General features: G+C 71.8%; 10 protein-coding genes. 3 read left to right on the top strand and 7 right to left on the bottom strand.

The window, feature by feature from the left end; all coding sequences use genetic code 11:
• Window positions 1-36: 36 nt before the first annotated feature.
• The 4 genes from J2S59_RS08975 to J2S59_RS08960 are packed head-to-tail and all read right to left on the bottom strand — an operon-like array spanning window position 37 to window position 5,202.
• On the bottom strand, window positions 37-2,904 hold the full coding sequence (locus J2S59_RS08975; RefSeq protein ID WP_306825030.1) for an FAD-binding and (Fe-S)-binding domain-containing protein: 2,868 nt from the start codon (window positions 2,902-2,904) through the stop codon (window positions 37-39).
• Window positions 2,904-3,410: a DUF1648 domain-containing protein gene (locus tag J2S59_RS08970; protein ID WP_306825029.1), complete on the bottom strand. Its 507-nt coding sequence runs from the start codon at window positions 3,408-3,410 to the stop codon at window positions 2,904-2,906. The genes J2S59_RS08975 and J2S59_RS08970 overlap by 1 nt, the downstream gene beginning before the upstream one ends.
• Window positions 3,407-4,711, bottom strand: a complete 1,305-nt coding sequence (locus tag J2S59_RS08965) for a hydroxyacid-oxoacid transhydrogenase (protein ID WP_306825028.1) — start codon at window positions 4,709-4,711, stop codon at window positions 3,407-3,409. Before J2S59_RS08965 ends, J2S59_RS08970 begins: the two co-directional genes overlap by 4 nt.
• A 23-nt stretch (window positions 4,712-4,734) precedes the next feature.
• Window positions 4,735-5,202: an NUDIX hydrolase gene (locus J2S59_RS08960; protein WP_068123994.1), complete on the bottom strand. Its 468-nt coding sequence runs from the start codon at window positions 5,200-5,202 to the stop codon at window positions 4,735-4,737.
• A gap of 102 nt (window positions 5,203-5,304) precedes the next feature.
• Between J2S59_RS08960 and J2S59_RS08955 the strand changes: the two genes are divergently transcribed.
• The 3 genes from J2S59_RS08955 to J2S59_RS08945 all read left to right on the top strand — a co-directional run bounded on the left by J2S59_RS08955 (window position 5,305) and on the right by J2S59_RS08945 (window position 9,096).
• The gene (locus J2S59_RS08955; protein ID WP_068123996.1) at window positions 5,305-6,825 is read left to right on the top strand and encodes an alpha/beta hydrolase family protein; all 1,521 of its coding nucleotides are present in this window, start codon (window positions 5,305-5,307) and stop codon (window positions 6,823-6,825) included.
• Between the two features lie 67 nt (window positions 6,826-6,892).
• Window positions 6,893-8,017: an acyltransferase family protein gene (locus J2S59_RS08950; protein ID WP_068123999.1), complete on the top strand. Its 1,125-nt coding sequence runs from the start codon at window positions 6,893-6,895 to the stop codon at window positions 8,015-8,017.
• A complete protein-coding gene (locus tag J2S59_RS08945) occupies window positions 8,014-9,096 on the top strand; it encodes an acyltransferase family protein (RefSeq protein ID WP_306825027.1) in 1,083 nt (360 codons plus the stop codon). Before J2S59_RS08950 ends, J2S59_RS08945 begins: the two co-directional genes overlap by 4 nt.
• Here J2S59_RS08945 and J2S59_RS08940 read toward each other — a convergent pair.
• The 3 genes from J2S59_RS08940 to J2S59_RS08930 all read right to left on the bottom strand — a co-directional run bounded on the left by J2S59_RS08940 (window position 9,061) and on the right by J2S59_RS08930 (window position 14,809).
• Window positions 9,061-10,305, bottom strand: coding sequence for a geranylgeranyl reductase family protein (locus J2S59_RS08940; RefSeq protein WP_246360056.1), 1,245 nt, complete (start codon window positions 10,303-10,305; stop codon window positions 9,061-9,063). The genes J2S59_RS08945 and J2S59_RS08940 overlap by 36 nt on opposite strands.
• Before the next feature lie 48 nt (window positions 10,306-10,353).
• Window positions 10,354-10,707: a hypothetical protein gene (locus J2S59_RS08935; protein ID WP_181641455.1), complete on the bottom strand. Its 354-nt coding sequence runs from the start codon at window positions 10,705-10,707 to the stop codon at window positions 10,354-10,356.
• Between the two features lie 223 nt (window positions 10,708-10,930).
• Window positions 10,931-14,809 carry a DNA-directed RNA polymerase subunit beta' gene (locus tag J2S59_RS08930; RefSeq protein ID WP_068116699.1) on the bottom strand — a complete coding sequence of 1,293 codons (3,879 nt, stop codon included), beginning with the start codon at window positions 14,807-14,809 and terminating at the stop codon, window positions 10,931-10,933.
• Between the last annotated feature and the right edge of the window lie 116 nt (window positions 14,810-14,925).

The raw sequence follows: 14,925 nt of genomic DNA, 5'->3' as shown, positions 1-14,925 counted from the left end.
CACGAGGGAAAAGATTACCGGCTCGGTCAGGAGGGGTCAAAACGAGGGCACCGCGGCTGCGCCAGCATGCCGGTCGAGAAGCTCCGCCAGGTGCAGCGAGCCTACCCCGGCGAGGTCGTCGAGCTGGGTGCGACACGAGAATCCGTCGGCCAGGACGACCGCCTCCGGACCTGCCTCACGGACCGCCGGGAGCAGGTCGTGCTCGGCCACCGCGACCGAGACCTCGTAGTGACCCTGCTCGACCCCGAAGTTGCCGGCCAGGCCACAGCAACCCCCCACCCGCCGTACGTCGGCCCCGGTGCTGCGCAGCAGCGCATCATCGGCGCTCCAGCCCAGCACCGACGCGTGGTGGCAGTGCGGCTGGGCGACCACGGTGCGGCCGCTGAGGTCCGGCGCGGTCCAGCCCGCCAGGCTGGTGAGGTGCTCGGCGAGCGTCCGCACGGATCCGGCGACCTCCGCGACCCGCGGGTCGTCGACGAGCTCGGCGGCGTCGTGGCGCAGCACCGCGAGGCAGGACGGCTCGACCCCGACGATGGGGGCGCCGGTGGCGGCGTACGGCGCGAGGGTGGCGATGGTGCGCGAAAGGATCCGGCGCGCGCCGGTGAGCTGCCCCGTCGAGATCCAGGTCAGTCCGCAGCAGGCCGGTTCGGTGACGACGCCGACGCGCAGGCCGGCGCGCTGCAGCACCCGGACGGTGGCCAGTCCCGGGCCCGGGGTGAAGGAGTCGGTGAAGGTGTCGGCCCACACCCACACGTCGGCGCCCCCGTCGAGCTCGGTCACGAGCGGCGCGAGCAGTCCTGCCTCGGACCCACCCACGACCCGGCGGAACGACCGGCGGACGAACGCCGGCAGCGAGCGGCGCCGGTCGACGCCGGCGGCGGACTTGGCGAGGCCTCCCCCGGCCCGGCTGCGCAGCACGGCGTTGGCGACCGGCGCCAGCGGGCCGGTGGTCATGCGGGCCCAGCGCGGCAGCTGCCCGAGCGCGTAATGGCTGCGAGGGCGGAGTCGGCGCCGGTAGCGCTGGTGCAGCGCCTCGGCCTTGTAGGTGGCCATGTCGATGCCCGTCGGGCAGTCGCTCGCGCAGCCCTTGCACGACAGGCACAGGTCGAGCGCCTCGTGGACGGCGTCGTCGGCCCACCCGTCACCGACCACGTCGCCGACCAGCATCTCCTGCAGGACCCGGGCCCGCCCGCGAGTGGAGTCCTTCTCGTTGCGCGTCGCTTGGTAGGAGGGGCACATGACCCCGCCCGTGCCGGTGTTGTCGGCGATGCACTTGCCGACGCCGGTGCAGCGGTGCGCGGCCGCATCGATCGAGCCGCCGTCGTGGGTCAGCCGCAGGAACGTCCGCCCCGACTCGCGCCGGGAGGCGGCCAGCCGGATGTCGACGTCGAACGGCGCCGGGTCGGCGATGTTGCCGGGGTTGAGCAGGTTCTGCGGATCGAAGAGCCGCTTGGCCTGGGCGAAGAGCGCGAGCGCGACGTCGTCGTACATCCGCGGCAGCAGCTCCGAGCGCGCCCGTCCGTCACCGTGCTCTCCCGAGAAGCTCCCGCCGTACGACGCGGCGAGGTCGGCGGCCGCCTCGACGAACCGGCGGAACCCGACACGACCGGCGTCGTGCTCGAGCTCGAAGTCGATGCGGACGTGGATGCAGCCGTCGCCGAAGTGGCCGTAGGGCACCCCGTCGAGGTGGTGCTGGCGCAGCAGGGCGTCGAAGTCGCGCAGGTAGGCGCCGAGCCGCTCCGGCGGCACGGCCGCGTCCTCCCACCCCGCGTGGGCTGGGCGCGACAGACTGCGCGCGGCCAGGCCGGCCCCGTCCTCGCGGATCCGCCACAGCGCGGCCTGCTCCGCCGGACCGGTGACGATGCGGGTGTGGGGGGTGCCGGCGTCGCGGCACACCGCCTCGGCGAGAGCCAGGGCCTCGGCCTCGGTGTCGCCGGTGACCTCGGTGAAGAGCCAGCCGGCGCCCTGGGGCAGCTCCGGCAGCGGACCGGCGCCCGGGCGTGCCCGGAGCACGCTCACCAGCCGGTCGTCGAGCCCCTCGCAGGCCGTGAGGGGGTGCGGCAGCAGACCGGGGACGGCGTCCGCGGCCTCAGGCATCGACGGGTAGCCGAGCACCGCCATCGCGCGGTGGGGCGCGTCGGCGACCAGCCGCATCTCGGCGCCGACGACGACCGCGAGCGTCCCCTCGGAGCCGACGAGGAACCGGTCGGCCCGGCGGCCGTTCTCGGGCAGCAGGTGCTCGAACGAGTAGCCCGAGACCTGACGGGAGAACTGGCCGAACCGCGTGCGGATCTCCGCCAGGTGGGCGTCGACCAGCGCGTCGAGGCCGGCGACCGGTTCGACGGCTCCGGGTCCGACCCGCAACCGGCGTCCGTCGACGGTCAGCACCTCGAGGGCCTCGACGTTGTCGACCGTGCGGCCGTAGGCCAGTGCGCGGGACCCGCAGGCGTTGTTGCCGATCATCCCGCCGATCGTGCAGCGGGTGTGGGTCGACGGGTCCGGACCGAAGCGCAGACCGTGGGGGCGCGCAGCGCGCTGGAGGGTGGCGTGGACGGCCCCCGGGTCCACCCACGCCGTACGGCGATCCGGGTCGATGTGGTGCACGCGGTTGAGGTGCTTGACGAAGTCGACGACGATGCCCGGCCCGACGGCGTTGCCGGCGATCGACGTGCCGGCGCCGCGCGGGGTGATCGGCGTACCGGTCTCGCGTGCGGCGGCCAGGACTGCTGCGACCTCGTCGATGTCGCGCGGACGCACGACGACCTGGGGCGGGACCCGGTAGAGCGAGGCGTCACTGGAATACAGCGCTCGCGCCAGGGCGGAGTCGTCGACGTCGGTGAGGCCGTGCGCGCGGAGGGCGGCGGCGACGTCGCGGGTGTCGGCCGAGGTCGGGGTCGCGGTCATCAGTCCTGCTCGAGGTCGGGGTGGCGGCGCGGGTGGTAGGCGCGATACATCCGCACGAGCCACACGCCGGTGAAGACGAGGTAGGCGAAGAGCGCGACGAAGAATCCCCAGCCCAGGCGCGGCTCGTCGGCCTGCGCCGCGGCGACGGTGGAGGCCGCCACCACGACCAGCAGCGCCATCGTGGCGGCGGCGAAGAGGTGCATGTCGTCGCGCATCAGCAGGCGAGCCCGGTCACGGCGGGCGGGGGTCGCGGTCCACCACGGCTTGTGCGGGATGTTGAGCATGCTCATGTCGCCGCGCCGGAGGAGGAGGTCGGTGAGCACGAAGATCAGCGCGGTCCCGAGCCCGACCAGGCCCAAGGTCACGAGCGCCTCGGTGCGCGAGGCGAACCGGTCGGCCTCGCCCAGCGGACCGAAGTGGACGGGCACCCGCTGCGGGAGCACCGCGGCGGCGTAGGCCCAGACCACGAAGTACGCCGCGACCGTGCCCCAGAACCAGGCCCTCACCACAGCTCCAGCGAGCGGGTGAGGATGCCCGCCAGGTCCCCGGCCCCGACCGGGCGCGGAGCGGTCGCGAGCAGCCGCTGCTGCTTCAGCGCCCCCTCCACCAGGTCGTCGACGTCACTGGCGCCGTAGCCGACCGCGGCCAGTCCCGGCGGGATGGCGATGTCGCGCATGAGGTCGGCCAAGACGTCGGGCAGCAGGTCGGGACCGTCGTCCCGCGTGGTGGCGGGGGCCAGCAGCCGGGCCGCGCGCAGGTGGCGCGACGGGTCGGAGTCGAAGGTGAACCGGAACGTCTCGGGCGCGGTCAGCGACACCGCCATCCCGTGCGGCACCATCGGCTCGCGGGTGCCGTCCGGGTCCGGGTAGCCCGCCGGTCGGAAGTCGCGCACCCGGCCGGCGATGGGGTAGGCGCAGGCGTGCGGGACGTGGACGCCGGCGTTGCCGAAGCCCATCCCGGCGAACGTGGCCGCGAGCGCCATCTGCTCGCGTGCCGCCAGGTCGTCGCCGTCGCGCACCGCAGTGCGGAAGGCACCCGCCAGCAGGCTCAACGACTTCTCGGCCCACATGTCGGCGATCGGGTTCGCGCCGCAGTAGGGCACGCGCTCGTGGGGCTGCTTGCGCTGCCCGGCGTCGTACGGCGTCGCGGTGTAGCTCTCGAGGGCGTGGCAGAGGATGTCCATGCCTGCAGCGGCGGTGACCTCCGCGGGCTGGGTGAGGGTGAGCAGCGGGTCGACGACGGCGAGGGTCGGGCGCAGCCGGGCGTGGCTGATGCCGGTCTTGACCTGCAGGGCCAGGACGTCGAGCACGCAGATGGTGGTGCTCTCACTGCCGGTGCCCGTCGTCGTGGGCACGGCGACCAGCGGTCGCAGCGGCTGCTCGGGTGCACGGGCCTTGCCGACCGGCGCGTTGAGGTAGTCCATCAGCTCGCCGGGGTTGGTGGTCAGCAGGTTGACGGCCTTGGCGGTGTCGATCGCCGACCCGCCCCCGACGGCGACGATGACGTCCCAGGGCCCCTCCTCGCGGCCGAACGACACCGCGTCGTCGATGCTCACGTCGGTGGGCTCGACGTGGACGGCGTCGAACACCACCGCCCCCGCACCGGCGGCCCGGACGCGCTCGGCGACGGCGTCGGCGTGGCCGGCGGCCCGCACTCCGGGGTCGGTGACGACCAGGACGCGCGCGGGGCGCGTGCGCACACCGTCGGCGAGCTGGACGACGTCGTGCCCGATCTCCTCGGCGGCGCCCAGCCCGAACTTCAGGGCGGGCGCGCCATAGGTGAAGACCGACTCGGGCCGCGCGTCCATGGGGCCCACGGTATCGCTCCCGCTCACGGGGCGAGCAGGCCCACCACGTGGTCGACGAGCGGGACGGTCGGCAGGTCCGCGACGTCGGCCCATGCCACCCACTCGCTGCGATCGGTGGTGCTGTCGTCCTCCGTGACGTGTGGGACGACATCGCGCGACTCCGGGCGCGGCACCCCGGCGAAGACGACCTGGATGGCGTGGAAGTCCTCCACGACGCCGTCGGGACGGGGACCCACCCAGTGAGCGGAGCGGACGTCGACGACCGCGCCCACCTCGACGTGCAGCCCGGTCTCCTCGTAGACCTCACGCACCGCCGCCGTACGCAGGTCCTCACCGTGGTCGATGCCGCCGCCCGGCAGGGTCCAGCGACCCGCCGCGCCGGCGATCCGCGGCGCGACCCGGGTCAGCAGCACCGCGCCGTCCTCGCGCCGGACCACGGCGTACGCCGCCACGCGCTGGCGCTGCGGGACGGGGCCCTCGGGCTGACTCACGGCCGCGACTGTACGCCCGGCGTCGGCGCGCTCGCCCGCTCCCCGGCGTAACGCCCGTCACGTGCAGGCGTTGGGCTGCACAGAGTCGACCCTGGAGGATCCATGCGCCTGCGCACCGCACTGCCCGCCGCCCTCGCTGCACTCGCCCTCGGGGTGACGTCGCTGGCCGGCCCGAGCACCGCAGCGCCGGCCCCCGACTTCGGCACCCCCGACCATCTGGTGCACGACCTCGGCAACATCGCGGCCGCCTACGGGCGGATCACCGGCCCCGGTGGCCAGCTGCGCAACCCGGCGTACCTTCCCGCCCTCGTGCAGCAGGCCTCGGCGGTCACCGTCGCACAGCTGCTCGCCCAGGTCGCGACCCCGCACCGGCTGGCGCTGACCGCGGGGATGGTCGTGCCCGGATGGAACGTCGGCAACCCGCTGCGTGCCGGCTGGGAGCGCACCCGTGGCCGCATGCGCGACGTCGCCTTCACCAACCGCTTCGGTGCGTTGCTCCGGGGCACGGTCTACGCACCGCGGGCGGGTGCCCGGGACCCCTACACCGGCGTTCGCCTGAAGGGCCCCTTCCCGGGTGTGGTGATCACGACAGGGTCCGTGCAGGGCTCGGAGAACATGTATCGCTGGCTGGCACAGGACCTCGCCGAGCGCGGGTACGTCGTGCTCACCTACGACGTGCAGGGGCAGGGCCGCAGCGAGACCCTTCCCCACACGTCCGGTGCCGCGTTGCCGTTCTGCGAGCTCTTCGGCACACCGGCCGGCCAGACCGCTGACGGCACCGCCGAGGAGACGGGCTGCCCCGGCGTGCCGTTCCAGCAGCTGTCGAACTTCACCACCGGCACCAGCGACGCGATCGACTTCTTCGTCTCCCGCCCGGGCAAGCCCTACCGGGGGAAGGCGAGCGGCGACGTGCGCACCCACCGGTTCAACCCCTACTGGCGGCTGTGGGACCGGTCGCCGGACCCGCGACCCGCGACCCCGGGGCGGCGTACGCGGCTGGCGATCGTGGGCCACTCCATGGGCGCACGGGCGGTCTCCTACGTGCAGGGCCACGACAAGCGGGTGGCGGCGGTCGTCGCGCTCGACAAGCTCAGCGGTCCGAGCGCGACCGGCCCGCTGGCCGGGGACGGCGTCCGTCCGGCCGTGCCGGCGCTGGCCCTGCAGGCGGAGTACGGCTTCACCGTCGCGCCGTCGGTCCTCGGCGGCGACTCGCTGGCTCCCTCGCTGAGCACCAGCGGCCCGGACCCGATGCGCGAGCGCCGCACGGGCTACGACGCCTGGCGCCGGGCGGGGGTGGATGCGATGCTCGTGGTCGGCCGCGCCACGACCCACCTCGACTACACCGACATCCCGCTCGTCCTGCCGGCCAGCCGGTGGGGGCAGGCGCTCAGCAGCGTCCTCACCCAGGCCTGGCTCGACCGCTATCTCAAGCACGACCGGCGCGACCGCCGGCTGCTGCGTCCGCGGTTCCGCTACCTCGAACCGGTCGGCAACGGCAGGTGGGAGCCGGTCGTGCTGCGTCGGCCGAAGCTGCTGAGCAGCTACTACTGCTCGGCCTACGGCTTCCGGTCCGGCAAGCGAGTGCGCACCGACCCCGACTGGAGCGACGTCGGCTGTCGCTGACCCCCCGGCTCGCCGCGGTCCGTCCGGTGGTTTCTGCTCCCGCGGGCAGGGGGATGCTCGGGCGGTTATGAGCAGTCCCCCGCCCCGGTCCTCCACGGCTGCCCGCCCCGGGCGGGACGCCTGGCTCGACAACGCCAAGATGGCGTTGGTGACGCTCGTCGTCGTCGGCCACGCGTGGGTGCTGCTGCCCACCTCCGAGCTGGAGCAGTCGGCGTACCACGCGTTGTACGTCTGGCACGTGCCCGCGTTCGTGATGGTCACCGGCTACCTGTCCCGCTCGTTCGCCTGGACGCTGCCGCGGTTCCGGAGCCTGCTGCTGACCGTCGCCGTTCCCTACGTCGTGTTCGAGGCGGCGATGGCGGCGTTTCGCATCGGCGTCGGCGGCGAGGACCTCGACCGGCTGTTCCTCGACCCGCACTGGCCGATGTGGTACCTCGCCGCGCTCTTCCTGTGGCGCCTGGTGACCCCGGTCTTCCTGCGGCTGCGCCACCCCCTGCTCGTGGCCGTGGCGATCAGCCTGGCCGGCGGGGTCGTCGGCGGCGATGTGCTCGACATCGCGCGCACGACCGGGCTCCTGCCGTTCTTCGTGCTCGGCCTGCGTGCCTCCGCCGCCGACCTCGACCGGCTGCGCACGACAACGTGGCGGGTGGTCGGCGTGCTGGCGCTCGTCGCGGTCGCCATAGCCGGCTGGCTCCTGCACGACGCGATCTCGATGGAGCTGCTCTACTGGCGCTCGTCGTACGACGAGGCGGGCTACGGCCTCGCCGCCGGGCTGCTGGCGCGGACGACCCTCCTGGTCCTCGCGGGCGTCACCGCGCTCGGCGCGCTCGCGCTGGTGCCGCGCCGGCGCAGCTGGTTCTCCGCCCTCGGACCCGCGACGCTGATCGTCTACCTCTTCCACGGGTTCGCGGTGAAGGGGGTGGAGTACGCCGACGTGCTCGGCTGGGCCACCGACCTCCCGGTGACCGGCTTCGTCGTGGTCACCTTCGGGGCGGTGGCGCTGGCGCTCGCGCTGGCTGCGCCCCCGGTCTCCCGGAGCCTCAACCCCGCGATCGACCCCCTCGGCACGATCGACGACCTCAACGTCCGCACCTGGTCCGAGCAGATCCCCGCCCGTGATCTGGCCGCACCGCTGCCCCCGGAGTCCAGTGGTCCCGTCGATCTCCTGCGCTACCCCGGCAACCTGCGGTGACCGCACGCGCCCTCCGGGTCCTCGTCGGCACGCCCCACCCGGCTCGCGACCCCTTCCTCGACAACGCTCGGTTCGCCGTGATGGTCTTGGTCGTCGCCGGGCACGCGATGACCCGCATCCGCGGTGTCGACGGGGTGCTCGCCGGCTACGTGTGGATCTACGCGTTCCACATGCCGTTGTTCGTCCTGCTCTCCGGCTATGCCGCCGCCAGCTACCGCGGCGAGCCGAGGCAGGTGCGCCGGATGGTCACCACCCTGATCTGGCCGTTGCTGCTGGTCGGGTTCGCCCTGCACGCGCAACAGGCCGCGATCCACGACCGGCCCCTGCTCGACGGCTACTCCCCCCTCGATGCGCCGTGGCTGCTGTGGTTCATCGCCGCCCTGCTGCTGTGGCGGCTGACGACGCCGATCTGGCTGGCGCTGCGCTTCCCCGTCACCACGGCCGTGCTCATCTCGCTTGCCTCCGGGATCTTCCCCGTCCCCGGCGTCCTGGGCCTCGACAAGGCGATGGCGTTCCTGCCGTTCTACGTGCTCGGCCTCACCGTCGTACGCCGTCGGCACTTCGACCAGCTGACCCGGCCCGTGGTGCGGGCCCTCGCCGCGGTCACGGTGGCGGCGTCCTTCGTCGTCGTGCTCACGCAGGTGCAGGGCTGGGAGATCCGCTGGTTCTACTGGATCCGGCGCTACTCCTCCCCGGCCCTCGACGTCGACGTGTGGACCGGGATGGGCATCCGGCTGGCGATGATCGTCGGCGCGCTCGTGCTCTCGGCCGCGGTCCTGGCCCTGATCCCGCAGCGGCGCGCGTGGTTCAGCGCACTGGGCGCCAACACGCTGTACGCCTACCTGCTGCACGGCTTCCTCATCCGCTTCGCCGCGGACCAGGGGTGGTTCGCCGACGCGCGTACGGCGGGGGTCGCCGGCGCCGTCATGGTCGTCGCGATCAGCGCCGCGGTCGCCGTGGTGCTGATGAGCCGTCCCGTGGCCCGGCTCTTCCGTCCGCTCTTCGAGCCGCGGGCGGCGTGGCTCTTCCGTCCGGAGACGACGTCAGCTGAACGGCGGGCGGTGGTCGAGCGCCAGTGAGCGCCGACCGGCCCACTGCCACACCCGGGCCGCGGCGTCGCGGTCCTCATCGGTCACCAGGTTGCCCATCCACCGCAGTGCCAGGGTCATCAGCAGGGTGGAGCGCATGCCCGGCGGGCCGAAGCGCGGCAGCACCCACGGCACCGTCACCAGGCCGGCGAGCCGACGGGCGATCGAGAACGCCTCGCCGTAGTGGTTGCGCAGCGTCGCGGGCCAGACCGCACCGAGGGCCGCGCGGTCGGCGAGGAGGCCGGCGACCAGCCGTCCGGACTCCAGTCCGTAGTCGATGCCCTCGCCATTGAGCGGGTTCACGCACGCGGCGGCGTCACCGATGAGGGCCCAGTTGGCCCCGGCGACACCGGTGACCGCGCCCCCCATGGGCAGCAGCGCGGAGGTCGGCATGCGCAGCTCGTCACCGAGCTTGAAGTCCTCGCGGCGCAGTGCGGCGTAGTGCTCCATCAACGGTCGCAACGCGACGTTGGCCGGTCGCTTGGCGGTCGCGAGCGTTCCGACGCCGAGGTTCACCTGTCCCCCGCCGAGCGGGAAGATCCATCCGTAGCCGGAGAGGATCTCGCCGTCGACACCGCGCAGCTCGAGGTGCGAGCTGATCCACGGGTCGTCGGACTCGGCGGAGTCGACGTAGGAGCGGCCCGCGACGCCGTACACCGTGTCGCGGTGCCAGATCCGGCCGAGCAGCTTCCCGAGCGGCGAACGGACCCCGTCGGCGACGACCAGCCGCTCGCAGGCGACCTCGACGCGCTCCCCGTCCTGGACGAACACCACCGCGCGCACCCGGTCACCGTCACGGACCACGTCGACCGCACGCGCCCCCTGCAGCTCAGCCGCACCGCTCTCGAGGGCCGTCTCCCGGATCTTGGCGTCGAGCTCGGTGCGGGCCACGGCCGAGCCGTGGTCGGGCAGGTTGCCGCCGGGCCAGCGCAGCTCCAGCACCTGGCCGAAGCCATGGGCGCGCAGTCCGTGGTTGACGGTGTGGGAGCGCACCCAGTCGCCGAGACCCAACCGGTCGAGCTCGCCGATCGCACGCGGAGTCAACCCGTCACCGCAGGTCTTGTCGCGCGGGAACACCGCCGCGTCAGCCAGCAGGACGTCGAGACCGGCCCGTGCCGCCCATGCGGCGGCGGCCGATCCGGCGGGTCCCGCGCCGACCACGAGGACGTCGGTGCGCAGGGTTCGCTCAGCGGTGCTCACCGCGCCATTGTCCCCCACCGGCGGAAACCCCCTCCGGACGGGTGGGGCTCAGCGGTGGAGCAGCCAGAGGCCGATCAGCGTGGGCAGGACGCCCAGGACGAGCCACCACGAGAGCGGGTGGGCCCGGTGGATGAGCCGCCCCAGGACGATGCCGAGCACCATCATGATCCCGGCGATCACCATCAGCCCCTCGGCGGCGCCCTCGCGGATGTCGTCGAGGTACAACGCGGCCACGATCAGCCCGCCCGCGAGGTGGGCGACGGTGCTGACGGCCAGGATCGACATGACCCACTGCTGCACCCGCGTCAGCGACCGCTCGGTCTTCGCCGTGGCGCGCGGTGGCGGGTTGTCGAGGTCCAGCAGGTGCTTGGACCGGCGCGGCTCGGGGGTGGTCATGCTCACGGTTCCAGGATAGGTGCGCCCGAGAGGGGTTTCGGGCGGGACCGGTGTCGATCGTGTCTCATCTGCGGCTATCGCCACAGGGGCCACGCAAGCGTGGCCATGACCGCGCAGACTGCGCTTCCACCTCCAACCGGATCTCGATGCGCCAAGACCCGGCCACGCAAGCGTGGCCGGGTCTTGGCTTACTCGATCTGGGTCCTGGATTACCAGGGCTTCACTTCGTTCAGCCCTGGTAGGACCCAAAGTCGAAGTCGTCGAGCGCTACGGCCTGACCGCCGCTACCGGCGAAGTCGTAGTCGTAGCTGTCGTAGCCGGTGACGGAGTACGCCGCGGCGCGGGCCTCCTCGGTCGGCTCGACCCGGATGTTGCGGTACCGCTCGAGGCCGGTGCCCGCCGGGATCAGCTTTCCGATGATCACGTTCTCCTTCAGGCCCGCGAGCGAGTCCGACTTGCCGTTGATGGCGGCGTCGGTGAGCACGCGGGTGGTCTCCTGGAAGGAGGCCGCGGAGAGCCACGACTCGGTGGCGAGCGAGGCCTTCGTGATCCCCATCAGCACCGGACGACCCGAGGCGGGCTTGCCGCCCTCGGACACCACGCGACGGTTCTCCTCCTCGAAGCGGACCCGGTCCACCAGGTCGGAGGGGAGCAGGCGCGTGTCGCCGGCCTCGATCACCGTGACCCGGCGCAGCATCTGCCGGACGATGATCTCGATGTGCTTGTCGTGGATCGCCACGCCCTGGCTGCGGTACACAGCCTGGACCTCGTCCACCAGGTGCTCCTGCGCCTTGCGCACACCCAGGATCCGCAGGACGTCCTGCGGGTCGGGCGTACCCTGCGTGAGCATCTGGCCGACCTCGACGTGGTCGCCGTCGGCGACCAGCAGGCGCGAGCGCTTGCTGACGGGGTACTCCTGGACCTCCGAGCCGTCGTCGGGAGTGACAAGGACCTTGCGGGCCTTGTCGGTCTCCTCGATCTCGACCCGACCGGCCGCCTCGGTGATCGGCGAGCGACCCTTGGGCGAACGCGCCTCGAAGAGCTCGACCACACGGGGCAGACCCTGCGTGATGTCGTCGGCCGAGGCCACACCACCGGTGTGGAAGGTACGCATGGTCAGCTGCGTGCCGGGCTCACCGATCGACTGGGCGGCGATGATGCCGACCGCCTCGCCGATGTCGACGAGCTTGCCCGTCGCCAGGGAGCGGCCGTAGCACTTCGCGCAGGTGCCGGTGCGGGCGTCACAGGTCAGGACCGAGCGGACCTTGACCTCCGTGATCCCGGCCGTCACGAGCTCGGCGATCTTGACGTCGCCGAGGTCCTCGCCGGCCCCGGCGAGCACCTCGCCGGTCTCCGGGTGGACCACGTCGACGGCAGCAGCCCGGGCGTACGCCGCGGTCTCGGCGTTCTCCGCCTTGACCACACGGCCGTCCTCGAGCTTGTCGCCGATCCGCTTGGGCAGACCGCGCTCGGTGCCGCAGTCGTCCTCGCGGATGATGACGTCCTGCGACACGTCGACCAGTCGCCGGGTCAGGTAGCCCGAGTCAGCCGTCCGCAGCGCGGTGTCGGCCAGACCCTTGCGGGCACCGTGGGTGGCGATGAAGTACTCCAGGACCGACAGGCCCTCGCGGAAGTTCGACTTGATCGGCCGCGGGATGATCTCGCCCTTGGGGTTGGCCACCAGACCACGCATGGCCGCGACCTGACGGATCTGGTTCATGTTTCCGGAGGCGCCGGAGTCCACCATCATGTAGATGGGGTTGCTCCGGTCGAAGTTCGCCTCCATCGCACGACCGACCTCGCTCGAGGCCTGGGTCCAGATCTCGATGAGCTCCTGACGACGCTCGTCGTCGGTGACCAGACCGCGCTCGAACTGCTTCTGGACCTTCGCGGCCTGCGCCTCGTAGCCCTCGAGGATCTGGGCCTTGTCCGCCGGGGTGACGACGTCCTCGATCGACACGGTCACGCCGGACCGGGTGGCCCAGTAGAAACCGGTGTCCTTGAGAGCGTCGAGCGACGCCGCGACCTCGACCTTGGTGTAGCGCTCGGCCAGGTCGTTGACGATGGCACCCAGCTGCTTCTTGCCGACCTCGTAGTTCACGAAGGGGTAGTCCATCGGCAGGGTCTCGTTGAACAGCGCGCGACCGAGCGAGGTCTCGACCGTGATCGGCTGACCGGGCTCCCAGCCCTCCGGCACCTCCATGCCGTGGGACGGCACGATGTCGGTGAACCGGATCTTGACCAGGCTCTGCAGCGCCAGCTCGCCGCGGTCGAACGCCATGACGGCCTCCGAGGCGGACGAGAACACGCGACCCTCGCCGACGGCACCCTCGCGCAGGGTGGTGAGGAAGAACAGACCGATGATCATGTCCTGGGTGGGCATGGTCACCGGACGGCCGTCCGACGGCTTGAGGATGTTGTTGGTCGAGAGCATGAGGATGCGGGCCTCGGCCTGCGCCTCAGCAGACAGCGGCAGGTGCACCGCCATCTGGTCACCGTCGAAGTCGGCGTTGAACGCCGAGCAGACGAGCGGGTGGATCTGGATGGCCTTGCCCTCGATCAGCTGCGGCTCGAAGGCCTGGATGCCGAGACGGTGCAGCGTGGGTGCGCGGTTGAGCAGCACGGGGTGCTCGGTGATGACCTCCTCGAGCACGTCCCACACGACCGGACGCGCGCGCTCCACCATCCGCTTGGCGGACTTGATGTTCTGCGCGTGCGAGAGGTCGACCAGCCGCTTCATCACGAACGGCTTGAACAGCTCCAGCGCCATCTGCTTGGGCAGACCGCACTGGTGCAGCTTGAGCTGCGGACCGGACACGATGACCGAACGGCCCGAGTAGTCCACGCGCTTGCCGAGCAGGTTCTGACGGAAGCGACCCTGCTTGCCCTTGAGCATGTCGGAGATCGACTTCAGCGGCCGGTTGCCCGGCCCGGTGACCGGACGACCGCGGCGACCGTTGTCGAACAGCGAGTCCACGGCCTCCTGGAGCATCCGCTTCTCGTTGTTGACGATGATCTCCGGCGCACCCAGGTCGAGCAGCCGCTTGAGGCGGTTGTTGCGGTTGATCACCCGGCGGTAGAGGTCGTTGAGGTCGGAGGTGGCGAACCGGCCACCGTCGAGCTGCACCATCGGCCGCAGCTCCGGCGGGATCACCGGGACCGCGTCGAGCACCATGCCGGTGGGCTGGTGGCCGGTCTTGCGGAACGCGTCGACGACCTTGAGCCGCTTGAGCGCCCGGACCTTCTTCTGGCCCTTGCCGTTGGCGATGGTGTCGCGCAGCGACTCGACCTCGGCGTCGATGTCGAAGTCCTGGAGCCGCTTCTGGATCGCGGCGGCACCCATGTGGCCCTCGAAGTACTTGCCGAACCAGGACTTCATCTCCCGGTAGAGCATCTCGTCGCCCTCGAGGTCTTGGACCTTGAGGTTCTTGAACCGGCTCCAGACCTCGTCGAGGCGGTCGATCTCGCGCTGCGAACGGTCGCGCAGCTGCTTCATCTCCCGCTCGGCGCCGTCCTTGACCTTGCGCTTGGCGTCGGACTTGGCGCCCTCGGCCTCCAGCGCGGCGAGGTCCTCCTCGAGCTTCTTGGCCCGCTCGTCGATCGCGGAGTCGCGACGGTTCTCCAGGCGCTTGCGCTCCAGGTCGACCTTCGCCTCGAGCGAGGACAGGTCGCGGTGGCGCGCGTCCTCGTCGACCGAGGTGATCATGTAGGCGGCGAAGTAGATGACCTTCTCGAGGTCCTTCGGCGCCAGGTCGAGCAGGTAGCCCAGGCGGCTCGGCACACCCTTGAAGTACCAGATGTGCGTGACCGGGGCGGCCAGCTCGATGTGGCCCATCCGCTCGCGGCGGACCTTGGAGCGGGTGACCTCCACGCCACACCGCTCGCAGATGATCCCCTTGAAGCGCACGCGCTTGTACTTGCCGCAGTAGCACTCCCAGTCCCGGGTGGGACCGAAGATCTTCTCGCAGAAGAGACCGTCACGCTCGGGCTTGAGCGTGCGGTAGTTGATGGTCTCCGGCTTCTTGACCTCGCCGTGGCTCCAGGCGCGGATGTCGTCCGCGCCGGCCAGGCCGATCTTCAGCTGGTCGAAGAAGTTCACGTCGAGCACGGTGGCTGCAACCCTTCGGTAGTTCTCGAAATCAAGACGGTGAGTAACCCAGATGCACGGACGGGCTTCGCCCGACGCTCACCCGTTCCGCAGAACAGGCGCTTCGCGCGTTCTGC

The sequence above is a fragment of the Nocardioides massiliensis genome, from assembly GCF_030811215.1.
GTDB lineage: Bacteria > Actinomycetota > Actinomycetes > Propionibacteriales > Nocardioidaceae > Nocardioides_A > Nocardioides_A massiliensis.
This window is presented reverse-complemented; position numbering and strand designations above follow the sequence as displayed.

Coding starts and splice junctions, on each gene's coding strand:
- J2S59_RS08975 (WP_306825030.1), bottom strand. CDS start 2,904: ATGACCGCGACCCCGACCTCGGCCGACACCCGCGACGTCGCCGCCGCC.
- J2S59_RS08965 (WP_306825028.1), bottom strand. CDS start 4,711: ATGGACGCGCGGCCCGAGTCGGTCTTCACCTATGGCGCGCCCGCCCTG.
- J2S59_RS08955 (WP_068123996.1), top strand. CDS start 5,305: ATGCGCCTGCGCACCGCACTGCCCGCCGCCCTCGCTGCACTCGCCCTC.
- J2S59_RS08950 (WP_068123999.1), top strand. CDS start 6,893: ATGAGCAGTCCCCCGCCCCGGTCCTCCACGGCTGCCCGCCCCGGGCGG.